Here is a 24,178-nt window from a genome sequence, read left to right as displayed (position 1 = left end):
TCGCATCAGTCTAGCGTGTCGCTTAATTCTCTTAGGAAACAGTGGTGTCCTCTTGTCCTACATGTTCTACGATCGCCACGATCAAATCACGGGCTTTTTCCATCGCTTCCACGGTAATAAATTCATACTGGCCATGGAAGTTTTCACCGCCGACAAATAAGTTCGGTGTTGGGATCCCTTTATAGGTGATTTTCGAGCCATCGGTCCCGCCACGAAACGGTGCTTCGATCGGCGTCACGCCAATCGCTTGCATCCCTGCTCGGGCAGCTTCGATACTGCGGGGATCTTTCTTGATCAAATCCCCCATATTGTAATATTGATCATACAGCGTATAGGTGATACGTTCTTGCCCATAGGCTGTGTTCAGTTCATCAATGATCCCCACGATGTTGGCTTTTCGCTGTTCGAAAAGCGTATGATCGTGATCACGAATGATATAAGAAACTTCTGCTCGACCAATATGTCCCGTCAAATTGTGCAGCAGGTAGAAGCCTTCATACCCGCGGGTGCGTTCAGGAACTTCCTCTGCTGGTAAGGCATCATCGATTTGATGCGCGATTTTCAAGGCGTTGACCAAACGACCATAGGCAGTCCCAGGATGCACACTCGTACCGTCGATCGTTATATCGATACGAGCCGCATTAAAAGTTTCATACTCCATATGGCCCACGCGACCACTGTCCATCGTGTAAGCAAATGCTACTGGAAAATCCGCCGCATCAAAGCGATCAGCGCCAGTCCCGATCTCTTCGTCCGGACCAAAAGCGACCCAGACATCGCCACGCTTATGCGCATCCATCGTTTGTAAGATCCGCAGCGCATCAATGATCTCTGCGATACCAGCTTTATCATCTGCACCCAGCAGGGTCGTTCCATCCGTTGTGATCAACGTTTCGCCGACATAGTCTTTGAGATTAGGAAATTCAGCAGTTGTCATATAAATGGCTTTTTCTTTATTTAAACAAACATCCTTGCCATCGTAATTTTCATGGATCTGCGGTTGAATATTTTCAGCTTCGAAATCTGCCGTATCTACATGGGCAATAAAGCCGATCGCCGTTTTTTCAGGATTACCAGGTAGACGTCCGATCACAAAACTATTCTTTTCATAGTAAGCAACATCCGCTAATCCCATCTCGATCAACTGATCTTTCAATAAAAGAGCCAACTCAACTTGTCCCTGCGTCGTTGGGATGGTCTGACTCGTGGCATCCGAGCGAGTATTCATTTTTGCATAGGTCAAAAAATCCTTTAAGATTGCTTTCAATTCTGCACGTCCTTTTTCTTCAATTCTTCTACTATCTTTATAACGACAGGGGACGATTGTCCGTTTCGTGGATCACTTGTCGAAAATCAGCAAAGCCAGCTGCTAAGCCGCGCAGCAAGATCTCTGCCGTTCCCATATTGGTGGCTAAAGGAATCTCGTACACGTCTGACAAGCGAATCAATGCCGTTACATCTGGTTCATGGGGTTGTGCGGCTAAAGGATCGCGCAAAAAGATCACCATGTCCAAGTCATCTTGCGAAATCATGGCGCCAATTTGCTGGTCTCCTCCCAGCGGCCCTGATTTGTAGCGGTGGACAGGCAACTGGGTTGCTTCTTCGATCCTCTTCCCCGTAGTTCCTGTTGCGAAAAGTTCATGCTGCGCTAAAATTTCTCGATAGGCAGTCACTAATTTTACCATTACATCCTTTTTTCGATCATGAGCAATCAATGCGATTTTCATTTGCTGCATTCCCCCTTTTTTCTATTGTACCAATTTATTTTCTTTGCGACCGAGAAAAAACAAAAAAACATAGCACAGATGCCGCAAATCGACTGTGCTATGTCTAAAGGATTCCTTTTTAAATCAGTTGTAATTCTTTCAAGGCTAACCAGATGCCATCTTCATCATTGCTAGCGGTCACCATATCTGCGACTTGTTGGATCTCAGGGACCGCATTGCCCATTGCCACACCGACACCTGCGGCAGTCAGCATTTCACGATCGTTTTGGCCATCACCAAAACAGATCACATCTTCTTGTGCTATCCCTAATTGTTCTGCGACACACAAGATCGTTGCTGCTTTGGAGCCTTCTTTTGGAACGACATCCACACTGTTTTCATGCCAACGTACAAAACGCAGTTTGCTGTATTTCTCGTCAAAAAAATGCTCATACTCTTTTCCGTAAAAAGCCAATGCTTGATAGACTTCTTTTTCTTCAGGAAAGTCCATGTCCAGCTCAGGAAGTTGGGCACCAAAGGAATGCATCGCTGCTTCCATTTTAGCAATATCCAACGAAGACGCTCGTTTCGCTGTATCCATCCCGACAAAGGCCGTATCGATCCCAAGCTCTTGGGCTTCTGCCACGAAAGCAGCCAATTGCGTTTCATCGAGCAAATTTTTATACACCTGCTGATGCGAAAGAAAGGCGGCTGCCCCATTACATAAAATGTAATTATCAAAGGACAATGAACGAATAATGTCTTGGGCGTGAAAACGACTGCGCCCAGTGGCAACGGTCACGAAATGGCCAGCATCTCGCAGAAGGTCAAGGGCTTTTAGCGTACTGTCTAGTGGCTGTTTGTTCGAGTCAAGCAAGGTTCCATCAATATCAAAGGCAAAGAATTTCCGATTCATAAAAGGTTAAGGCTCGCTTTCTATTAAGAAGTAACTAAGATTTTGGTCTTGGTTGCGGTCATTTTTACAAAAAACAGCAAGAAAAACCGTACATACTTATTCTTAACACAAATGACCGCTGATTTCAACGCTCCGTTAAGGGATGATAGCTTCTTCCTAGAGAAATGTTAGAGAAAAGAAAAAAAGAAGCATCGCTGCTTCTTTTTGTAGGTTCTGATTAGTCGACATAGGTCGATTTTGAGTTGTTCAACCATGCATAGCCAAGTCCCATGACCAAGCCACCGCCGATATAGTTACCAATAAAGGCAAAAACTAAATTATGGATCACACTGCCGACAGTCATGCCTGCCAAGTGTCCCCCTGAAGCCCAGAAAGCTAAGGTAAACGCTGGGAAGTTAGCGATGACGTGTTCGAAGCCTAAGAAAGCAAAGATGAAGATGATGAAAATGATTGCTGCGACTTTTCCAGCATCGTCTTTCATCCGCATGCTTACCAACACGGCTGTGTTTACCACGATATTAGCGAACATCGCTTCCACTAAAATTTGGATAGTGGATTTTTCTAATTTTGCAGTGATCGAGGTCAGCATAAAGTTGTCTGCGGTCAGCCCTTGAAAAGGTCCGGTTAGCGCAACGATCGAGCCGAAGATCACCCCGCCGATCAAGTTGAATAAGACACACGTAAGCAAAATTTTCAATGCCAAAGGAATACTTAGACGTTTACGGTAAACCCCAACAGTCATATACAACATATTCGATGTTCCTAATTCTGCGTTCATATAAAGAATCATGACTAAAGACCAGCTAAACATAAATGCATACAAAATTTTTCCTAACCCGTGAACCATTGATTCACCTTTCATAGCGATCGCAAAAGCAATAGCTGTTCCGAGGGTCAAGAATAAACAAGCCATCATCGCACGTACAGCGTAACGCAAATAATTACTCTTGATCAAATCGATTTTCTTTTCTATGGATGAATCGATCTTCTCAAATAATGGGGATACTGGATTCATTTTTCTACTCCTTTTATGAAAAATTTTACTTCGTTATAATTTGCACAATACTTCCATATTCTAATGACGAAATGCTGATTTGTAAAGAGATATTTGAAAATATAAGTAATTAATGAAAAATTTCAAGCTTTGTTTTCATCAAATCCAAAGCCAGCTCCATCTTGACTTTTGCCCCTAGTTTGTCGTATACTATTCCTTGTGTAAAATAATGCAGCAGGAAAATAACAGCTCGTCACCAGTTCGTTGCCCCTCGGGTGCAATTGCGTAACCGCGGCTGCAAAGGTGAAGATTGAAGAACGAACTGCACGAATGTGAATTTTTCAACGGATTATTTTACTCCAAACTATTTTATTGGAGGAACTAAATTATGTCTCGTTATACAGGACCATCATGGAAAATTTCTCGTCGTTTAGGAATTTCTTTATCAGAAACTGGAAAAGAATTGGCACGTCGCCCTTACGCTCCAGGTCAACACGGACCAAACAGCCGTGGCAAAAAATCAGAATACGGCATGCAATTAACTGAAAAACAAAAATTGCGTCATATGTATGGCATGAACGAACGTCAATTCCGTACATTGTTTATCAAAGCAAGCAAAATCAAAGAAGGTAAACACGGTGTTAACTTCATGATCTTGCTAGAACAACGCTTAGATAACGTTGTTTACCGTCTAGGTTTAGCAACTACTCGTCGTCAAGCACGTCAATTAGTAAACCACGGTCACGTTTTAGTTGATGGCAAACGCGTTGATATCCCTTCATACCACGTTGAAGTTGGACAAGTCATCAGCGTTCGTGAAAAATCACAAAACATCTCAACAATCAAAGAAGCAGTTGAAGCAACAGCTGGCCGCGCGTCATTTGTAAGCTTTGATAGCGAAAAATTAGAAGGTTCATTAACTCGTTTACCTGAGCGTGATGAATTGTCTGCAGAAGTTGACGAAGCACTAGTCGTTGAATTCTACAACCAAAAACTTTAAGATTTCAACCGACACGATTCCTTTTGGGAATCGTGTTTTTTTGTGGACTCAACGGATTTACGGATCCCTTTAAGAAGACCCTTAAAAAATACCAAAAAAACCGACAATGATACATCGCTGTATTCATTTGCCGGTTTTGTTCCTATTTTAGATAAAGTTCGCAACAGATTCGCCTTCTTCTTGCTTTTGGCGATAATTAAACATGAGCAGCTCTGTTTGACGTCGTTTGAAAATGATCTTTCGTAAGTTTCGTGGCACGAATTTACGAATGTCTTCTTCATTGTATCCCACTTGGAGCTTGTTCTCATCTAAGATAATTGGTCGTTTCAATAAGTTCGGGTATTTTTCGATCAATGAAAGCAGCTCCTCTAGCTTCAACTCTTCTAAATCAATGTCTAGCTTTTGGTACACTTTCGAACGAGTAGATATAATGTCTTCCGTTCCATTTTTCGTTAAAGAAAGAATCTCCATTAGTTCATCACTATTTAATGGATCGCTAAAAATGTTTCTCTCTTTAAATGGTAGTTCATTTTCGGTCAACCATGCACGGGCTTTACGACATGACGTACAGCTGGGTGTTGTATATAGTGATATCATTTGTTCATTCTTCCTTTCTCTTTGATGTACTTCGATTTTTTGTTTGGTGCTCAACCTTCGATTTGATCGATCGTTTCCTGTTTGACGATATCGGCGATTCGAATATTGATCTCTTTGACTTTCAAAGAAGTCAAGCGGCTAATTTCTTCTAAGACCACTTCTTGGACTTGCGCAAAGAGTTTGGGGATATCTTTGCCGTAAGCCACGATTACTTCCAAGTCAACTGCAACCTCTTCTTTGCCAACTTCCACATCAATGCCAGAAGCGACTTGCGGCTGTTCTTCAAGGTTTTCGGTCATATCTGAAAGAAATCTGCCATTTACACTAATCAAGCCATCAATTGACTGCAAAGCGACACCAACAATTGTTTCAATGACTTTCTCTTCAAAGGACAGTGGACTTGCTTGCGCTGCTTCATTAGACACATTCGTTGTTTGCTGATCGTCAGTCATTTTTCACACTCCTTGGTTAAATAAGAAAGGATACTAGAGACATCGCAAAGTCGCATACACGACCTTGTCTAAAGTGGACATTCCTCTTGGGAATTTTTTTCCCTACCTTTTTAGCATAAATTCTTTTTGTTTTTTTTACAAAGAAAAACACTTGTTTTCGGAATAAATTTATCGTGCAAGATAAAATGAATGCGCTAAAAAAATCTCAAAGCATAATTTTCCTGAAATGATTCGTTTTTCTTGACAAAAAAAAAGAAAGCATCTACAACGCTCTCTTTTTTTCGTGTTATTTTGACAAAACTTCCAACGGATCAATCAGTTGGTGTCGCGCTAAACTTGGTGAAAGACTGACTTCAAAATGCAAGTGCGGGCCTGTACTGTTCCCCGTACTTCCCATAGAAGCAATCACCTCGCCTTGTTCGACCGTTTGACCGACTTCCACTAAATTGCGATGATTGTGGGCATACAATGTCGTCAGCCCATCTTTGTGCTCAATGGCAACATAATTTCCCCATGAAGAATGATATTCTGAGCGGATCACCGTTCCTGAAAGACTAGCCATGATTGGCGTTCCTTGTGGTGCGGCGAAGTCCACTCCACTATGAAACCCATTGCCTCGCGGACCAAAGACAGAGGAGACAACTGGATTGCTGACAGGATAGATCATCTTTTCGCTTCCTGTCGGTAATTCTGGTTTCTCTTTGTCATAACTCGTCAGTGCATACGCTTCGATCAGCGCATTCAGCTTCTCATTGTATTGTGTATCTGATGCATAACGTCCGGTCAGATATTCCGTGGCGTCTTCATAAGATTCCGTTTCTGATTTCCAAACACCTTTATAAAAATTCGGATTGTGGTCCAATCCTTCTTTCAACAATTTCGCATAATCTTTCAAAGAAGATTCGATGCTGTCATATTGGCGAAAAGTGGCATGAACTGTGTATAAATTACCAGAACCATCGTCTTCTTGCGTTTGGAAGGAAATCCCATTCCCTTCATAAAGTCCCTTAATACCAAATAAGTTATAAAAAGGCTCCTGGCTCAGACGGCTTCTTCCGCTGCCAGACTCTAAAATCGCTTGGGCAATCATGACCGATGCGTAAAGATCTTCTTCTTGTCCAACTTTACGAGCATCTTCTCCAATCTCCATAATAAAGTCCCACGTTTCTTTGACTGGCGTGACTTCAAATTTTGCTGGCTCATCTTCTTGCGGCGGCGTTACCGTCAACTCTGGTACATTCGGTACTTCTTTGATGTCAGGCGAAGGCTGGCTTGGTGTTGATTCTGGCTCAGGATTTGGTGTTGTCTCTGGTTCTGGTTCTGGATTTGGTGCTGGTTCTTCTGGTTCTGGCGCCGGCTCAGGTGTTGGTTCTGGTTCTGGATTCGGCTCAGGATCAGGATTTGGTGTCGGCTCTTCTGGTTCCGGTGTTGGTTCTGGTGTCGGGGTTGGTTCTGGTTCTGGCAAAGGTTCTGGTGTTGGCTGTTCAGGAGCAGGTGTTGACTCTCCTGGAACTACTTCGCCGTTTTCTCCTGGTACCGTTGCGGCATCTTCAGGAACCAAGCCCATGGTTGGCCCGTTCACTCCCGGAACCTTTGACTCAGCTGTATTTTGACCTGCAGTAGACTCGTTCGTCAAAACAGATGCCGCAGCCGATACTGGCAGCATTGTTGAAAATTGACTGGTAATAATGGCAATCGCCATCCATTTTTTTATTTTCATTCGTGAACTTTCCTCCTTTATTCCTCCCTCTATCATACAAAAAATGCAAGAAACTTTGTAATCAATTTTTGCATTCCTATATGAAAAACGAGAAAAACTTGAATTTTCTAATGAACGAATGATCCAAGCCATTCATTTTCTCTCTAGTAAAAATACGCAAAAAAAGGCTCAATCCTTCTCTTTTCGAGTGTCCAAAACAAAAACAGCAGCGAGCTTCCTCCCTGCTGTTTTGATCTATCTTGACTCTATATCGATATATTCCCGATCGTTTGACACTTCTTTGTAGGCGGGACGCATGATTTTTTGTGCGTTGACCAGCTCTTCGATCCGATGGGCGGACCAGCCGACGATCCGCGCGATAGCAAACATTGGTGTATACAGTTCTTCTGGCAGATCCAACATGTTATAAACAAACCCGCTGAAAAAGTCGATATTGGCACTGACTCCTTTGTAGATTTTGCGCTTTTCATTGATGACTTGAGGAGCAATACGTTCGACCATCGTATACAATTGATATTCTTGCCAAGCTTCTGATCCTTTTTCTTGGGCCAGTTTTGCCACATAATTTTTAAAAATCGCCGCACGGGGATCGTTGTCGCTGTATACCGCGTGGCCCATGCCATAAATCAATCCTTTACGGTCAAACGCTTCTTTATCTAAAACTGCTTCCAAATAGCTGCGGATCGCCTGTTCATCGGTAAGGTCAGCAACGTTACGCTTCAAATCTCCCATCATTTCTGTCACTTTGATATTAGCACCACCGTGTTTAGGCCCTTTCAAAGAACCTAGCGCTGCAGCAATCGTTGAATAGGTATCCGTCCCACTGGAGGTAACGACTCGTGTCGTAAAGGTCGAATTATTCCCGCCGCCATGTTCCATATGCAAAACCAGTGCCATATCCAATGTTTGGGCTTCTTGGAAGCTATATTCTTTCGTTGGACGTAGCATAGTCAAAATCGTTTCAGCTGTACTCAACTCTTCGGTCGGTCGGTGGATATACATACTCTCCCCTTGATTGTAATGATTGTAGGCATGATAGCCGTAGATTGCCAAGAGCGGAAAGACACTGATCAGCATCAGACTTTGTTCCAATACATTTTCAATGCTGATGTCATCTGCTTGTGGATCGTAACTTGCCAGTGTCAAGATACTGCGAGATAAGCTATTCATGATATCAGAAGAAGGTGCTTTCATAATGACGTCACGAACAAAATTGGTCGGCAATGTACGTTTTTCTGCTAATAGGCAATGAAAGGCCGCAAGTTCTGTTTTGTTTGGCAGTTCGCCGAAAAGTAATAAATATGCAACCTCTTCAAAGCCAAAGCGTTTTTCATTGACGAACCCTGCAACTAACTCGTTGATGTCAATTCCGCGATAACGCAGCTCGCCACAAGCTTCAATTGGCTTACCAGCAATGATTTTTTCTGGATAAATGGTGGAGATCGTCGTAAGCCCTGCTAAGACCCCCGTGCCATTTAAATCCCTCAGTCCACGTTTCACATCATATTCTGAATAAAGATTCACATCTATCAAATTGTATTTCTGACATTGCGATGCAAGATAGGACATCTTCTCTTTCTTTTCTAATCTTTCCACGGTGATGTTACCTCCAATCTTTCTACAAACTATCGATTACAATGTTATTTAACCGTATACAAACATCGTTAAAATAGTCATCCTATAAAATCGTTGCTTTTTAACAAACTTTCACACATTATAGCACGATGTTTATAAAATGAAATATTTTTCATAAATTTAATTGATTTTTTAAATTATCAACGTATAATTATTCCTAATAAGTACGTTTATCTTCGTAAAAAGGAGGATTCTTATGAAGTGGCAATCTCAACTCACCGTCAAGGATACGCAATACACGTATATTGACTTAGCGAAAATCACCCAAGACTTAGGGGCTGATTTATCTCGCTTGCCCTACTCCATTCGAGTTTTATTGGAAAGTGTTGCTCGTCATCAAGACGAGGAAATTACAGAGGATTATTTACCATTTTTAGCGAACTGGCAGGCAGAAACCCCTACTGGTGTCGTGCCATTCAAACCAGAGCGGGTCGTTTTGCAAGACTTTACTGGGGTACCCGCAGTCGTTGATTTGGCTGCCATGCGGGATGCGATGGTCGCTTTAGGCGGTGCCGCAGAAGACATCAATCCTGAGATCCCCGTCACACTCGTCGTCGACCACTCTGTGCAAGTCGATCAAGCCGGTACTCCTGGGGCGATCGCTTTTAATACGGAGCGGGAATTTGAACGCAATGCAGAACGCTATCAATTCTTGAAATGGGCGCAAGGTTCTTTCGACAATTTCGAAGTCGTTCCACCTGAAACAGGGATCATTCATCAAGTCAACATCGAATCGTTGTCTGATGTGATCTTGCAAAAAACACACGAAGATCAACGACTGCTGTTTCCTGATACATTGCAAGGAACCGATTCTCACACCACGATGATCAACGGCTTGGGGGTTCTCGGTTGGGGGGTTGGCGGTATTGAAGCGGAAGCTGCGATTCTTGGCGAACCTTCTTTCTTCCCTACGCCTGAAGTCATCGGGGTGAAATTTATCAACGAGATGCCTGCAGGTACCACCGCCACCGATTTAGCACTAAAAGTAACTGAAGTGCTGCGGATCGAAAAAGTGGTCGGAAAATTTGTCGAATACTTCGGTCCTGGCTATCGTCATTTAAGTTTAGCTGATCGAGCAACGTTAGCAAACATGGCTCCCGAATATGGTGCGACTTGCGGTTTTTGTCCGATTGATCAAGAGACCTTGAACTACTTAGCAACGACCGGTCGCTCCAGCGAGCTGATCGAACTCGTTGCCGCTTACGCCAAAGCCAACCATTTCTTTTATGATGAAGCGATCGTGCCAACCTATACTAAGACGATCACCATCGATCTAGCAGAAGTTCAGCCAGCATTAGCAGGGCCCAAGCGCCCGCAAGATCGGATTTTGCTTCCAGCAGTCCGTCAGGATTTTGAACAATCGGTCACGGCTGCCGTCGGTCCCAAGGGCTTTGGTCTTTCAGAGGACGAATGGCAAAAAGAAGCCAGCGTTACCTGGTCAGATGCTGCACCTGACAAATTAGTGACCGGCGATATCGTCTTGGCGGCGATCACTAGCTGTACGAATACGAGCAATCCCTTCGTCATGCTCTCGGCAGGCTTATTGGCTAAAAAAGCCATTGAAAAAGGTCTGACCGTCTCTCGTACGGTCAAAACCTCCCTTGCACCTGGCTCCCAGATCGTGACCACCTATTTGCAAAACAGTGGTTTGCTGCCGTATTTAGAGCAACTCGGCTTTTATTTGGTGGGCTACGGTTGTACCACCTGTATCGGAAATTCAGGTCCTTTAGAAGCGCAGGTCGCTGAAGCAATTGAGGCAGACAATCTACTGGCGGCATCGGTTCTGTCAGGCAATCGAAATTTTGAAGGAAGAATCCATCCACAGATCAAAGCCAATTATTTGGCTTCACCGCCATTAGTTGTTGCCTATGCCATCGCTGGCAGCATTCGCAAAGATCTCACAAAAGAACCGTTAGCTATCGTCAATGACGAGCCGGTGTATTTGTCTGATATTTGGCCTAGCAATGAAGAAGTCAATGCTTACGTTCAAGAGTACGTCGGACCAGAAGCATTTCGCGCTGCCTATGAGCATCTTTTTGATGCCAATGAACGCTGGAATGCGATCGAAACCACCACGAGCGCATGTTATGAATGGGAGGAGCAATCCACTTACATCGCTCATCCGCCCTACTTTGAAACATTGACCAAAGAGTTGCCTAAACCAGATGTCTTAGCTGATCTGAAAGTCTTGGCAAAATTGGGTAATTCCGTCACCACTGACCATATTTCTCCTGCTGGCAGCATCAGTATGGATTCTGCAGCTGGAAAATTTTTACAAGAAAAAGAAGTTCCGTATCGTGAATTCAACTCCTTTGGTTCGCGACGCGGCAATCATCAGATTATGATGCGGGGGACTTTCGGCAACATCCGTCTGCAAAACCAGCTAGTGCCTGGCAGTACTGGCAGTGTCACGCATTATTTTCCAACAGGGGAAACCCTGTCGATATTTGACGCAGCTATGAATTACCAAAAAGCTGGTCAAAGCTGTATCATTTTAGCTGGTAAAGATTATGGCATGGGTTCTTCTCGCGACTGGGCCGCCAAAGGAACACAATTGTTAGGCGTTAAAGTCGTCTTAGCAGAAAGCTTCGAACGAATCCATCGCAGCAACTTGGTCATGATGGGGATCATTCCGCTTGAATATCTTGCTGGTGAAAGTGCTGCATCATTTGATTTGGACGGCAGCGAAACATTCTCGATCGCTTTGCCAGAAGAGCCAGTGGTCAAGCAGCTGATCGAAGTCACTGCGCAACGGATCGACGGAGGGACTGTCTCCTTTATGACCCGCCTGCGCTTTGATGCCCCTGCAGATATTCGCTATTGGAAGCATCAAGGAATTTTACCGATGGTCATTCGAAAAAAAGCTGAATTAGGAGGAACTGCCCATGCCTAACCAAACAACCCATGAAGTAACGACGATCACCATTCCTTACATTGCAGGAGACGGCATCGGTGCCGAGATTTGGCAGGCTGCGCAACCTGTGATTGATGCCGCTGTAAATAAAGCCTATGACAATCAACGCCGTATCGAATGGCTGGAAGTTTTAGCTGGAGAAGCCGCCTTTGAACAGACGGGGGAATGGCTGCCGCAAGCAACCATCGATACGATCAAGGCTCAACAATACGCCTTAAAAGGACCGTTGACTACCCCAATTGGCGAGGGCTTTCGCTCCTTGAATGTCACCTTGCGGCAAACGCTGGATCTTTATGCCTGTGTCAGACCTGTTCGCTATTTTACAGGGGTCCCTTCGCCTTTAAAGCAGCCAGAAAAAACCGATATGGTGATCTTTCGAGAAAATACTGAAGATGTTTATGCTGGCATCGAATTTGCCAAAGACGACGACGCAACGCAGCGTCTGATCCAGACATTGCAAGCAGACTTTGCTGTCAAGGCGATTCGTTTTCCTAAAACTGCCGCTATCGGCATCAAGCCGATCTCTTTAGAAGGCAGTCAGCGCTTGATCGCTGCTGCCATTGAGTATGCGATCGCTCAAAAGCGGCCCACGGTGACACTGGTGCATAAAGGCAATATCATGAAATTTACAGAAGGCGGCTTTAAAAACTGGGGCTATCAGCTTGCAGAGACCACATACACCGACCAGTGTTTTACAATGAATCAATACAACAAAATCAAAGCAGAAAGCGGCTCAAAGGCAGCCGAAGCCGCTCTTGCCTCGGCAAAAGCGGCTGGGAAAATCGTTGTTAACGACGTGATCGCAGACAACTTTTTACAACAGATCCTTTTGTATCCAGAAAAATTCGACGTCATTGCCACTTGTAATTTGAACGGCGACTACATTTCTGATGCACTTGCTGCACAAGTCGGCGGCATCGGGATCGCCCCCGGTGCCAATATCAACTACGCTACTGGGGCAGCCATCTTTGAAGCTACCCACGGAACAGCACCGGATATCGCAGGACTTGGCAAAGCCAATCCCTGTTCGCTGCTGCTGTCAGCGTGCATGCTATTAGAACATTTGAACTGGCCAGAAGCAGCCCAAATCCTAACACAAGCCATTGAACAAGCCTTGCAAAGTCAACACGTCACTGCCGACTTCGCGCAGTTGATGCCAGAAGCGGTCTGTTTAACGACACAAGCGTTTGGTGAACACCTCCTTCAGTTGATCCATTCGTAAACTCAAGCTGTGATTGAGTCGGCATTTGCCTGCTCAATCACAGCTTGATTGCGTTTTCACCTTTTGAGAAACTATACTTAGAGCATGAAAGGGGGAATTCATTTATGAGTGAATTCAACATGAGAAAAATCGGTCAGCAGATCGCTGCCAAACGCAAAGAAAAAAATCTGACCCAAAGCAACTTGGCCGACCAGTTACTTGTCAGCTATCAGGCGGTCAGTAATTGGGAGCGGGGCAACTCACTGCCGGACATTGAAAAATTGCCGCAGCTAGCAGCGATTTTAGACCTATCCATCGATGAGCTGTTAGGGAAGCCAGCAGCTGCGGTGCAACATTATCAAGCAGGAACCGCACAGCCAGAAGAAATCGCCGAACTAGCTCCGCTGATCAAACCGCAAGAATTGTCAGCGTTGATTCAAGAAGAACCGTTTCAAGAAACTTCTTTAGATTTAGACTTATTGCCTAGGCTAGCACCTCATTTGACCAGCGCAGACTTGCAGCACCTGCTAAATGGTGCCGAGAATATCCCAGAAGAGGTACTGGAAGAACTCCTGCCTTTTTTGAAAAAGCCCCAAGTAGAAGAGCTCCTGAAAGGTAAGCACTATTCCATGGCTTTTTGGGAAGAGGCGGCGCCCTTTTTACCCCCCAACTTTTTGGCGGGAGAAATCAAAGGCTGGCTTGAAAATCCTGACTTCCGCTTTTCTGAGATTGAAGAACTGCTGCCCTTTTTACCTGCGCCTTATCTGGATGAACTCCTGCTGACTGCCCTGGAACAGCCAAACGTTGCCGCATCAGAACGCTTGGCTTATGATGAAATCGAAGAACTGCTGCCGTTTCTAACAGAAGCAACGATCTGCCGGCTCGTTCAAGCACTGCCCTTCTCAACAGATGAGCTGGAAGAGATCGCCCCTTTCCTCTCCTCAAAGAACTTGATTGTCCTTTTAAAAAAAGAACACTAAAAAAACAAGATTCTTCTTTACTTTTGGTAAACCACCGTTTATAATTTCGTTAACCAAATAATTTATTTTTAGGTTAACGAAATTATTATTAGAGAGAAGGATTCGATGAAATTATCATTACGTGAACAAATCCATGCCGCTTTATTTGCGATCATTATTGCTGGTCTTTCCCAACTGACGATTCCATTAGGTTTGATCCCATTGACAGGACAAACCTTTGCGATCGGGCTGGCGGTGACTTTCCTCGGCACGCGAACTGGAACGATGGCGATCATCATCTACTTGCTGTTAGGATTGATTGGTTTGCCCGTTTTCGCTGGTTTTTCCAGCGGTGTCGGTGTTTTGTTAGGACCAACTGGTGGCTATTTAGTCGGCTTCCTCTTTAATGGATTGCTTACTGGATTGATCGTAGAAAAAACAGCGTTTCGCTACACAGGAGCAGTGATCGGCAATATTGTCGGTGCGCTGGCAACTTTGTTGTTTGGTACATTGTGGCTGAAATGGAGCACGGGCATGGCATGGCCGGCTGCCTTTAACGGTGGCTTTGTTCTGTTTATTATCCCTGGGATCATCAAAGCCGTTGCCGCAGCTTATCTAGGTATCTTTTTAAGAAACCGCTTGGCGCAACCATTGGCTTTACGTTAATAAAAAACACTCGCGTCATATGCAGCGATTCCCATCAGTTAGCTTTCTCGTCTAACTTTTGAAAATCGCCGCATCACGCGAGTGTTCTTTTTTATTTCTTCCCCTCTTCAATCGAGAGCTGCGGCCAAATTTTCTGCCACTGCTTCATCGCTTGGCGTTGTCGATAAACCGCAAGATACTGTTCATTTTGGGCAAAATGCGGTGTTGGACGCACCCGAAAACTGCAAATATCCTGCCAGCCAAAAGGCGCCATCAATTCAAGCTTGCCTTGATTCATTCGTGCCGCTACCGCTGTACAACGCTCTGGAAACTTCGTTAAAGCATCGAAGGTACTTGTATAAGGCGGCTCCTCGGCAAAATTATGTTGGTGCATCAACGCTTGGTTTCGAACCTCCCAAGGAAATTCGGGAAACGAGCGGCGCAGTTGCGCTTCGATCGCTGCTGTTTCTTCTATGCTTACAGTCGGATCATAAAACACGACATCAATATCGGTCAGCGGCACCTCCGCTATTTTCCCACTGAGAAACCCCCATAAATAATTCCGCAGGTACCCAGCACACAGCCAGCAATCCGACAGCTGCAACGCTTCAATGATCGTAAGCAGTTGTCGACATTCACGATTTTTTGCAAACAAGTTCTGGATCGCTTGTTCCTTCATTGGCGTCCTCCTCTAATGGGTTCAGGCTAGTTATTTCAAGGTCCAACCACCGTCGATGGGCACGATCGCCCCCTGCAAGTAACTAGCTTGCGGACTGGCAAGAAAAAGGGTCAGCGCTGCAACTTCTTCTGGTTGCGCCCAACGCTTGACTGGCGTCTCTTCTGCCACCCATTGCGCCATTTTCCCGTCACCCGCAAAATCAGCCGCATTCATCGGCGTTTGAATCGCACCGGGCGCGATGCCCTTCACCGAGATCCCTTGATCTGCAACATCCAATGCCAACTGTTTGGTAAACCCGACGATCGCGTGTTTTGCGGTTGTATAGGCGATCCCGCCCCCACCTGCGACCATTCCAGCGATGGACGCCATATTGATGATCGTTCCGCCGCCATTGGCTTGCATCAGCGGCAAAATTTCTTTCGTTAAATAAAACATGCTGGAGACATTGGTTTGAAATATCTCCTCCCACTCCATTGACGTCGTCTCAGCGATCGTATGATAGCCGTCAAGCTTTCCTGCTGTATTTAACAAGACCGTGATACCGCCAAAGTGCGTCACACAAGCTTGGACCGCTGCAAGACAATTTTCTTTCACCGCTAAGTCACAACATGTGCCGAAAAAGCGGGGCTGGGCTAAAAGCGTATCAGGAAACGATTGGCAGTCAACACCAAATACTTGAGCGCCTTCTGCAAGAAACACCTCTGCTTGCGCTTTACCGATACCTGAAGCAGCCCCTGTGACAAACACAATCGTTTTGTCATCGATCCACGCTGCCGTCATTCCACGATTTTCCAATCTTCCGCAAGAATGTCGCAAACAGTCGGTGCGAAACTCGAGAATCCCTCGTCTGCTGTTTTGATCAAAAAGTAAGGGGTGACTGGGGCATTGTCGTACACTTCGCCTTCAACGAATGTCACATAAAGTTCAAAGCCGCCCCAACCTTCACGAATGATTTTTTTGCCAGCTTTTAATTCTGGTAAGATTTCTTCAAATGTCATGATTTTTCTCCTTTGTGTGTTTCTTCTAATGGTTTAAATTGCTTGGAAATTCAATCACGAAAACAAGCAGGACTCGTTTGCTGCGCTAATACGGCAGCAGCGTGATCGCTTGCGCCAATTCCTCTACAAGATGCGCCGTTTTATAGTCCTCAAATGCCTCATGATGGTTTCGCAGCAGCGTCCGAACTTTCGTTGGAGAATATGCTTCTGCTAAGTGATTTTCCAAAACGAAGCGTCGGGTCAACTGCCATTCATAATAGTAGCCGAAGGGACGGCAATAGTAGCTGGTTCCCGCAAGCTCCTTTTTCTCAAAGCGTCGATGGGTATGCCCAAAGACGACTGCCCGCACATTGGCGTACTGGTCGATCACTGCGCCAAAATCGGGCGACCCCAAAAACGCATTTAGGTGGTTCCAGCGGGCGTACTTGCCGGTCTGCCGCACAATAAACGCTTCTTGGGGCACAAAATGCGTAGAAAGAAAAATTTCTTGGTCTTGCGGCAAATGGGCCAATGTTTCCGCTAAACGCTCATTGATGGCTTGGCTGATCTCCTTATCCGATCCCTTTCGTTGAATCATGCGGTCATACCAAAACAAATTTTTCAGCCGCAAGATCTCAGCTTCACTGGTCAGATCAGAATATTGGTAGTCATACCAGCCATTGATTCCCAACAGCTGTGTTTTTTCTGATAAGCGATACGTCTGAAAATTAAGAAAGGCGGGATCATCGAAAGCCTCGATCTCTTGTTCCGTCAAGTCCACCATTTCATGATTGCCCCAGTGAAAGGTCGTTGGCACCTGTCGACTTTGAAAAAATGCGACCACGTCTAATAGCCGTTGTTTTTTATTCGCCACATCTCCTGCCAGATGCAGATGGGTCACCTGATTTTGCTGCAAATAATCAGCGATCAGCTGCAGATGGGGATCAAATAATTGGTTGATATCGACGTGCAAGTCGCTAATAACCGCCAACGTGCCCATCTCAGCGGCCCGCCGTCTGCTTTTCGATCCGTAACAATTGGACATCGTTAGCTAAGATCCCGCTATTTCCCACCAATTGCAACCGTTGATAGGTCGGTTCCACCTGCATCCGAGTCTGTTCTTCTAAATACACCTGAGCCCCTTGCTTCAACCAAATCGTGCCTAAGGGTGTCGTTAAAGGGGTGTCGTAGATCGCCAATCCTTCTTCTGGATAGCTTTGCGGCACGATGATCAGGCGAAAATGGATGTCCAAACGGCAGGTGATCTCCGTTGCAGGAAACGGACCAACGCCGTCTTCAAAATCCAAGTAGAGACGATCATCTGGCTGCACATAAGGGGTTATTTTTTCAATTGCTGCTGGCTCAATGTTCAGTTCCATGACGAGAGCCCTCCTTTACATGATAGGTTTTTTCCATTCCTCAAGGGTGATGCCACGCGTGACTTCATCGATGATTTCTTCACCCGATTTGCGGGCAGCTGGGATCGTTGCTTCCAATTTCATCCCAATTTTCTCCATGACCCGTCCAGACTTGGGATTTCGGGCATCATGTCGAGCAAAAATTCGAATCAATTCGAGTGTTTCAAAACCGAAATGCAGCAGTGCCATTGCCGCTTCTGGCATGATCCCTTGCCCCCAATAATCGCGACTCAATGTATAACCGAGCTCAGCGATCTCTTTTTCTGATTCTACCCGCAAATCGATGGTCCCGATCATTTTTCCTGAGTCTTTTTCTTCGATCGCAAATTTTCCTAAGGGTGCAGCAACAAAATACTCGGCGATGCGTAGTTTTGTTTCTTCAACCGACCCATGTCTAGCAAAGACGAAGGTCGTCGTTTCTTCATCATTTGCATAGGCAAACATGTCCGCTGCATCCGCCAAGGAAACAGGACGCAAGAGCAGCCTCGGTGTCTCCAACCGTTGATTTTCTGCTAACAATAGCAAATGTCGTTCTTTTGTTGTCATAGGATCCCTACTTTCTGTCAATACTCTCTCACGATCGCACCCCTCTTTTGCTATTTGCTGGATATGCTATAATAAGCATAAGTAAACGCTTTGAGGAGGATACTTCAATGTCAGACGAATTAGAAAAACGCCTTGATACAGGAATGTATGGGACGCCTCGCGTCAACCCAGATGAACAGCGCAAGTATTTAGGCACGTTTCGTGAACGGTGTTATCTTAGTATGACAGTAACAGAAATGAAGAAGAAGGACAACCAGAAAACGCTCTTGAACGCCTTACCAGATTATCAAGGAGCGCTCGTGCTGCTTAATGGAAAATTGCCAGAATCGATCCAGACCGATTACATCACTTTACTGACCAAGCAACAGATGGAATTTCGGATCGTCTCCGATGCCCAAGATGCCGGTCCAGACAGTATCGGCTTGCTGATTGCTGGGAAAGAAGCCGTCAATGAAGACGTCATCGATATCGAAAAAAAATTCCCTGCAGCTGCCGCTCCATCGGATAAAGAGCAGGAACAACCAGAGAAAACGTCATTTTGGAAACGTCTTTTCCATTAAAAGGAGGAACTATCATGGAACAATCAACACCGCCCTACCTTTCATTAAAGAAAGAACTGCTTGATGCTTTGGATCTGCATATCGATTTGTTAAAAACGGCACCCACGATCGAATCCAGCCATCTAGATGGCGTATTGTTCATGATGCGCAGCTTGGGTTTTATGCTGGATCGCGCTCCGAAAGTACTCCTGCTGGAGGATAAGAATGAAATGAACTTTATGATGTTTCAATATTATAGCCTCCTGTCGGAACTGAAGTACAATCTGGTTTTAAACTTTCCCTACGCCTCGATTCAAGGCGTACCGTTATTAACCTTGATCCAACGTTTTCCTACCACGTATGAAAAAGAAATGAAACAATGGTGGGAAGCCCGAACGGGTCTCAAGGTGGAAGAAACAAAACAAACGATTGAGATCGCTGCTTTTGAAGGATAAGAAGATAAAGAAAGGCTCACGATACTTCCTGCAGATAGAAAGTACTGGATATAATAGATTGCTAATGAAGCGAACCATAAAGCAGGACGATAACGTATCTCTCATGATTTCTTCAAATAAAAACCAGTCAGAGGCAGTTTCTGACTGGTTTTTATTAGTTTTAAGTTGTAATTGTCACTATCGGAAGTTGTTGTTAAAAATCATTAGTAGAAATTTACTGTGTAGCCAATTTGATCGCCAGCGGCATTTAAGGCAGGAAAGATAAGAAAACGCGTATACTCTAGAAATTGACCTTGTATCCATAATGCATATGCTTGTGCATTTGCTTCCTCTCTGGTAGTTGCAAAAATACCACTGTTTCCTAAATTGACTGGAGTATTCACATCTGTATCTCCGCCACCAGAGCCGTCTTCGCCACCGTCTACATCTGTATCTCCGCCACCAGAGCCGTCTTCGCCGCCATCGGTATCTGTGTCACCGCCACCAGAACCGTTTTCACCGCCATCTACATCTGTATCTCCGCCACCGGAACCGTTATCTCCGCCGTCTACATCTTTGTCGTCTTCGTCTTTATTAAATACAACAAATTCAATATAGATATAATCACCTACAAAATGAACTTCATGCCCCTTAACTACTTCTGGATAATTTTCATGCTTCCAAGCAGTAGCTTCCTCGTTACTTAGGAATGGTCCGACACGTAGACGAGTATAATATGAATTCTCATAGACAACTTCAACTACAATTTCACGGTCAGTCGCGCCTCCATTATCAGGTGTCGGAATATTGAACTCAATATAGATATAGTTTCCTTCTAGATAGATTTGTAGGTCTGAAACTAAGCCAACATAGTTTTCAAGCAACCATGCCGCCACTTCATCGGTAGTTAAGAATGGTCCGACACGGAGGCGTGTAATTTCTTCATTTTCTGCAACGACTGTCACTTCAAACTCTCGATCAACTGGTGGATTAGTGGAACCATTATCTCCACCTGAACCATTATCCGTTGCTGGTGGTGTTGGCTTTGTGGAGCCATCTCCTGATCCATTATCTGTTGCAGGCGGCGTTGGTTTTGTTGATCCGTCTCCTGATCCGTTATCTGTTGCTGGAGGTGTCGGTTTTGTAGAGACATTTGATCCATTATTACTGTTTCCAGGATTTGTATTGCTTCCTCCCCCAATTGGTTTGGTCGGATCAATTTTGTCAGTATCTTGAATCACTGCTTGACTAATCGTATTCCCCTCTGCATCCTTTAGAGAAACCACATTTCCATCAAACACTAATTTGTTGCCAGCATAAATCAAGTCAATATTGTAAATATTATTCCATTGTGCTAGACGTTCGATCGTAATATTTGTCGCTTTACTGATGGCGCTAAGTGTATCACCCCAAACAATCGTATATTCATTCCCAGTAATATCAGCTTTGATTTGTTCGGGTGTTCTGGCAACCCATACGCTTGCGGAAATAGGGGATGCTGTTTCTTCTGATGCCGAAACTTGATTTGATAACGCACCAGCCGTAAAAATTGTTGCTAGTAATGCCAACGTTTTAACAATCTTACCATTAAATTTTTTCATTCCGTACTCTCCTTTTTTGTAATGCTATTATATTCAACTTATTACACACCATAACCTGATTAAAATTTCAGGATGGATCTGTATAATAAATTTAGTATACTTATCTACGCAGAAGGGCTCTTGTGAATCATAGCCCGTTGAAAGACAGAAAAGAGCGGCTAAAGAAAAAGTGATTCCTCGGCTAGAAGCACTAAAACCATTGATTTAAGCCTACGAAAAAAGCCTGCACACTGAATGAAGAACCGACAAAGCACTGTCAAACATTCGCAGGGATCGGAAAAAATCATCCATATCCTTTGTGTACCTATAAGATGCTGCCAAAGGACCGTTCCACAAATTCTTAAAGCAATGCGCCTATGTTTAGGAGTCACCCATCGAACCACAATCAGTTTCGGCTATAATACCTGCCTTACTTCCAAATAACTTGAACATTGAGTATCGATTCAACTCCGTTTCCTATGATGAACTTTCATTTTTGATTCAATTGAAAACAATCTTTGCACTTCTTTTGTCAATAACAAAGATAAGAGAACCCGTCTGCCTTTGCCGCTTTTTTGATGCCAACCATTTTGTTATATGTAAAAGCATAGTTGAAAGACAATATCTATGTTCATATCTTTTTTATACATGCTGACCTAATTTAGCGGCTCTTCAAAAAACGATAGTTATTTAATCGCGTATAAAAAAACTAGAACTCCCTCTCTTTAGATTACCAAAAATACAATTATTTTTCCAGTATTCATATTAAAATAAATATTTTTTGATAAATAAAGACAAAAAACAAGGGAATTAACTATTGTGCTAACTGTCAGATCAGGAATCAAACAACGATATAAAAAAACTGCACACTTTGAAAGGAACTCTCCTTCCAAAGTGTGCAGTTTTTTGCTTTTTGTACTTCCATCAGCTCTCGAAAACTTCAGGGAACAACAGGCGTAAAACAGACATAGTTAAGCGTCGGCCTTTCCCGCTGTATGGATAAACGTGCATATGCATCGCTGGGTTGAAATTGGCTTCAATGATTCCATAAGCCCCCGGTTCATTGGCTGGCTTGGTTTTATCTGGAATAATCAGATCGATTCCGCTGATAGATGCTTGTAATGCGGCTACCGCATCGACTGCTACTTGTTTGTAATCATCGTTGAAGTCATCCGTCACATCGATAGAATCACCGCCAGTACTGATATTCGAGTTTTCTCGCAAATAAACGATCTGCCCCTCTTCGGGTACTGAATCCACTTGATACCCTTGCTCTTTTAACATCAGTTGTTCCAGTTCCCCTAATTGGATCAGCTCTAATGGGGTCCGATGATGGGTGCCGCGCAATGGATCAAGATTTTTCTCTGCGACGAGTTCCGTGATCGTGCGCTTGCCGTCACCCACGACATTGGCAGGGATACGTAGTAAAATCGCATCGACTCGCCCATCGATCACGAAGAACCGATATTCCGTCCCTGACAAAAAAGTCTCAACGAGGATCGAATCATCTTCCGCAAAGGCAATGGCGACCGCCGCTTGATAATCCGCTAAAGAGGCACCTTCTTTGAAAATCGAGATACCGATCCCATAGTTGGTGGTTTTCGGTTTTACCACAAACCCGCTGTGGGCAATCTGAGGATAAAACGCGATCGCTTCTTCTGCCGAAGCGAACTCAGCGCCACTTGGTACATGAAAGCCATTTTCGGCTAAGATTTTTTTAGTGACCGTTTTATTCGCCATGATCAATGGGACGATGTACTGATCCTTACTGGTCATATTGGCATTTTTAACATATTCGATGTGGTCTTTCACGGCTAATTTCAAGAATTGATCCGTTTCATCCAGTACCGTCACTTCGATTCCTTTTTGGATCGCATCGAACAAGAGAATCTGGGTCGACAATTCCATTGCTCGAAAGCCAGCTAATTGATACGGTTTTTCCCAAGCAGCTTGATGATACTTTTGTCCCAGCACTGTTGCTGTCTGCGCTTGACTGGTTGCTTGACTTGCTGAGAAAAGACGTCCCGCGAAGGTTCTTTCTGGTTCAGCCAGCATTTCTGAGAGCTGATCCAAAAATGGTGGATGCGGCAGCTCAAGGGCTTGGGCAAAGTCCATCATTTCAGTAATCAGCGCTTGCGCTTCTTGCTGATAAGTCAAAGGTGCAAGCGGATGTTCTAATGCGACCTGATCATTTTTCTGATTGCCCTCTTCGATCCACGCATCCGCATCGCTGCCTTCTTCTTTTGTACTTAAAAACAATAAGAAGAAATGCAAGAATGCGACTTGCTCTTTGGAAATCCCATAGCGGGCAAAGGGATCGATGTCAATATTTCTTAACTCAATATAACGGATACCCGCTGAGGCTAAATCTGCGACCCGTTTTCCCCCACGTAGACGCACTGGCGCATAAAATTCTTTTTCTTCTGAAAGCTTTCCCGTCTCCACTAATTTGGCAATATCTGCAAGATAGGTCTCTAACGAAGCGTAAGATACCTTGACGTCTTCGTGATTCGTGTACCCATAGCGGCTATTGCGAATACTGCGGACTGGTTCTTGCGGTCCGTTTTCTGTCGTAAAATAATTGGCTTCTGAAGCAGGAGTCGCCCCAAAGAAATACGTCAAAAACCAGCGATAGTGCAAATAATTGCGAGTTACTTTCAAATAAAGTGCCGTTTTAAACGTCTGGAAGCTTTCCTTCGTTTCAGACAAAGCATACAGCTGCTGCAAAAAGTCTTCCGCAAATTCGAAATTGAAATGAATCCCACTGACCATTTGCTTGCGGCGACCATATGTTTTGGCTAAATAGCGGCGGTAGAGCACATCTTCAAATTGGTCTAATTTAGCAATGACGATGTCTTCTTCTTTTTCTGGTAAAGCCGGTGGCATACTCAATGGCCAGAGCATTTCTTCTGCTGACATCGAACGATACGCCACATCATGAATAGCCCCTAAAAAACGGAACAATTCATCCACGGAATCAGCGACGGGCGTAATCAGTTCCAGTTGGTTTTCGGAAAAATCCGTTTGGATATACGGATGGAAGCGCCGATTGCCTAACGTTTTAGGATGATCGGTACCTGCAAACGTCCCATCGAGCCGCACCCGCTGCGCTTCACGCTCAATCCCGTAGCGTCCTTTCAATAAATAGGGAAAAAGCTCTTTATGTGATAACAATGTTTTTATTTTCATTCGACTGCCCTCTATGTTCTTCTACTAAATTTTTTCTCAAATGCTATTTCTTTCCATCTATTATAGTGAAAACTGGT

At 44.4% G+C, this 24,178-nt stretch carries 23 protein-coding genes; 7 read left to right on the top strand and 16 right to left on the bottom strand.

The window, feature by feature from the left end; genetic code table 11:
• Positions 1-31: 31 nt before the first annotated feature.
• From pepT to IGI76_RS01520, 4 genes are all read right to left on the bottom strand, one after another.
• Positions 32-1,267 (bottom strand): peptidase T, encoded by a 1,236-nt coding sequence (gene pepT / locus IGI76_RS01535; protein WP_005227162.1) that lies wholly within the window; start codon positions 1,265-1,267, stop codon positions 32-34.
• Between the two features lie 37 nt (positions 1,268-1,304).
• A complete protein-coding gene (locus IGI76_RS01530; protein ID WP_008376307.1) occupies positions 1,305-1,727 on the bottom strand; it encodes a methylglyoxal synthase in 423 nt (140 codons plus the stop codon).
• Between the two features lie 118 nt (positions 1,728-1,845).
• Complete coding sequence (locus IGI76_RS01525) at positions 1,846-2,622, bottom strand: Cof-type HAD-IIB family hydrolase (protein ID WP_005227160.1); 777 nt, start codon at positions 2,620-2,622, stop codon at positions 1,846-1,848.
• 217 nt (positions 2,623-2,839) lie between these two features.
• The gene (locus IGI76_RS01520; protein WP_438780931.1) at positions 2,840-3,637 is read right to left on the bottom strand and encodes a formate/nitrite transporter family protein; all 798 of its coding nucleotides are present in this window, start codon (positions 3,635-3,637) and stop codon (positions 2,840-2,842) included.
• A gap of 367 nt (positions 3,638-4,004) precedes the next feature.
• Between IGI76_RS01520 and rpsD the strand changes: the two genes are divergently transcribed.
• On the top strand, positions 4,005-4,616 hold the full coding sequence (rpsD, locus tag IGI76_RS01515) for a 30S ribosomal protein S4 (protein WP_005227158.1): 612 nt from the start codon (positions 4,005-4,007) through the stop codon (positions 4,614-4,616).
• 147 nt (positions 4,617-4,763) lie between these two features.
• Here the strand turns inward: rpsD and spx are convergent, their stop codons facing one another.
• From spx to IGI76_RS01495, 4 genes are all read right to left on the bottom strand, one after another.
• Entirely contained in the window at positions 4,764-5,213 is a 450-nt protein-coding gene (spx, locus tag IGI76_RS01510; RefSeq protein ID WP_010748641.1) for a transcriptional regulator Spx, read from the bottom strand.
• A gap of 50 nt (positions 5,214-5,263) precedes the next feature.
• Complete coding sequence (locus IGI76_RS01505) at positions 5,264-5,665, bottom strand: Asp23/Gls24 family envelope stress response protein (RefSeq protein ID WP_005227156.1); 402 nt, start codon at positions 5,663-5,665, stop codon at positions 5,264-5,266.
• A gap of 286 nt (positions 5,666-5,951) precedes the next feature.
• The gene (locus IGI76_RS01500) at positions 5,952-7,385 is read right to left on the bottom strand and encodes a peptidoglycan DD-metalloendopeptidase family protein (RefSeq protein WP_311955371.1); all 1,434 of its coding nucleotides are present in this window, start codon (positions 7,383-7,385) and stop codon (positions 5,952-5,954) included.
• 234 nt (positions 7,386-7,619) lie between these two features.
• The gene (locus IGI76_RS01495) at positions 7,620-8,981 is read right to left on the bottom strand and encodes a citrate/2-methylcitrate synthase (protein ID WP_010748638.1); all 1,362 of its coding nucleotides are present in this window, start codon (positions 8,979-8,981) and stop codon (positions 7,620-7,622) included.
• A 235-nt stretch (positions 8,982-9,216) separates the two neighbouring features.
• On the opposite strand from IGI76_RS01495, the gene acnA reads away from it, so the two are divergent.
• The 4 genes from acnA to IGI76_RS01475 all read left to right on the top strand — a co-directional run bounded on the left by acnA (position 9,217) and on the right by IGI76_RS01475 (position 14,760).
• A complete protein-coding gene (acnA, locus tag IGI76_RS01490) occupies positions 9,217-11,913 on the top strand; it encodes an aconitate hydratase AcnA (protein WP_333718890.1) in 2,697 nt (898 codons plus the stop codon).
• On the top strand, positions 11,906-13,156 hold the full coding sequence (icd, locus tag IGI76_RS01485; RefSeq protein WP_010748636.1) for an NADP-dependent isocitrate dehydrogenase: 1,251 nt from the start codon (positions 11,906-11,908) through the stop codon (positions 13,154-13,156). The genes acnA and icd overlap by 8 nt, the downstream gene beginning before the upstream one ends.
• A gap of 104 nt (positions 13,157-13,260) precedes the next feature.
• On the top strand, positions 13,261-14,115 hold the full coding sequence (locus IGI76_RS01480) for a helix-turn-helix domain-containing protein (protein WP_010748635.1): 855 nt from the start codon (positions 13,261-13,263) through the stop codon (positions 14,113-14,115).
• A gap of 105 nt (positions 14,116-14,220) precedes the next feature.
• Positions 14,221-14,760 (top strand): biotin transporter BioY, encoded by a 540-nt coding sequence (locus IGI76_RS01475; protein ID WP_005227150.1) that lies wholly within the window; start codon positions 14,221-14,223, stop codon positions 14,758-14,760.
• A gap of 91 nt (positions 14,761-14,851) precedes the next feature.
• Here IGI76_RS01475 and IGI76_RS01470 read toward each other — a convergent pair whose 3' ends face one another.
• The 6 genes from IGI76_RS01470 to IGI76_RS01445 all read right to left on the bottom strand — a co-directional run bounded on the left by IGI76_RS01470 (position 14,852) and on the right by IGI76_RS01445 (position 18,359).
• The gene (locus IGI76_RS01470; protein WP_010748634.1) at positions 14,852-15,418 is read right to left on the bottom strand and encodes a nucleotidyltransferase family protein; all 567 of its coding nucleotides are present in this window, start codon (positions 15,416-15,418) and stop codon (positions 14,852-14,854) included.
• A gap of 30 nt (positions 15,419-15,448) precedes the next feature.
• Positions 15,449-16,198 (bottom strand): 3-oxoacyl-ACP reductase, encoded by a 750-nt coding sequence (locus IGI76_RS01465; RefSeq protein ID WP_010748633.1) that lies wholly within the window; start codon positions 16,196-16,198, stop codon positions 15,449-15,451.
• The gene (locus tag IGI76_RS01460; RefSeq protein ID WP_005227147.1) at positions 16,195-16,416 is read right to left on the bottom strand and encodes a DUF2829 domain-containing protein; all 222 of its coding nucleotides are present in this window, start codon (positions 16,414-16,416) and stop codon (positions 16,195-16,197) included. Before IGI76_RS01460 ends, IGI76_RS01465 begins: the two co-directional genes overlap by 4 nt.
• An 85-nt stretch (positions 16,417-16,501) precedes the next feature.
• Positions 16,502-17,395 (bottom strand): metallophosphoesterase, encoded by an 894-nt coding sequence (locus tag IGI76_RS01455; RefSeq protein WP_010748632.1) that lies wholly within the window; start codon positions 17,393-17,395, stop codon positions 16,502-16,504.
• A 1-nt stretch (position 17,396) separates the two neighbouring features.
• On the bottom strand, positions 17,397-17,774 hold the full coding sequence (locus IGI76_RS01450; protein ID WP_005227145.1) for an iron-sulfur cluster biosynthesis family protein: 378 nt from the start codon (positions 17,772-17,774) through the stop codon (positions 17,397-17,399).
• A 15-nt stretch (positions 17,775-17,789) separates the two neighbouring features.
• Positions 17,790-18,359, bottom strand: a complete 570-nt coding sequence (locus IGI76_RS01445) for a GNAT family N-acetyltransferase (protein ID WP_010748631.1) — start codon at positions 18,357-18,359, stop codon at positions 17,790-17,792.
• A 107-nt stretch (positions 18,360-18,466) separates the two neighbouring features.
• On the opposite strand from IGI76_RS01445, the gene IGI76_RS01440 reads away from it, so the two are divergent.
• Together IGI76_RS01440 and IGI76_RS01435 are read left to right on the top strand one after the other, a co-directional pair.
• Entirely contained in the window at positions 18,467-18,919 is a 453-nt protein-coding gene (locus IGI76_RS01440) for a YueI family protein (RefSeq protein WP_010748630.1), read from the top strand.
• A gap of 14 nt (positions 18,920-18,933) precedes the next feature.
• A complete protein-coding gene (locus IGI76_RS01435; RefSeq protein WP_010748629.1) occupies positions 18,934-19,353 on the top strand; it encodes a hypothetical protein in 420 nt (139 codons plus the stop codon).
• A gap of 203 nt (positions 19,354-19,556) precedes the next feature.
• Here IGI76_RS01435 and IGI76_RS01430 read toward each other — a convergent pair whose 3' ends face one another.
• On the bottom strand, positions 19,557-20,933 hold the full coding sequence (locus IGI76_RS01430; protein ID WP_438780927.1) for a LysM peptidoglycan-binding domain-containing protein: 1,377 nt from the start codon (positions 20,931-20,933) through the stop codon (positions 19,557-19,559).
• 903 nt (positions 20,934-21,836) lie between these two features.
• Positions 21,837-24,101, bottom strand: coding sequence for a bifunctional glutamate--cysteine ligase GshA/glutathione synthetase GshB (gene gshAB, locus IGI76_RS01425; protein WP_159161096.1), 2,265 nt, complete (start codon positions 24,099-24,101; stop codon positions 21,837-21,839).
• Positions 24,102-24,178: the final 77 nt, after the last annotated feature.

The sequence above is a fragment of the Enterococcus sp. DIV2449a genome (assembly GCF_051711225.1).
Taxonomy (GTDB): domain Bacteria; phylum Bacillota; class Bacilli; order Lactobacillales; family Enterococcaceae; genus Enterococcus_D; species Enterococcus_D casseliflavus.
This window is presented reverse-complemented; position numbering and strand designations above follow the sequence as displayed.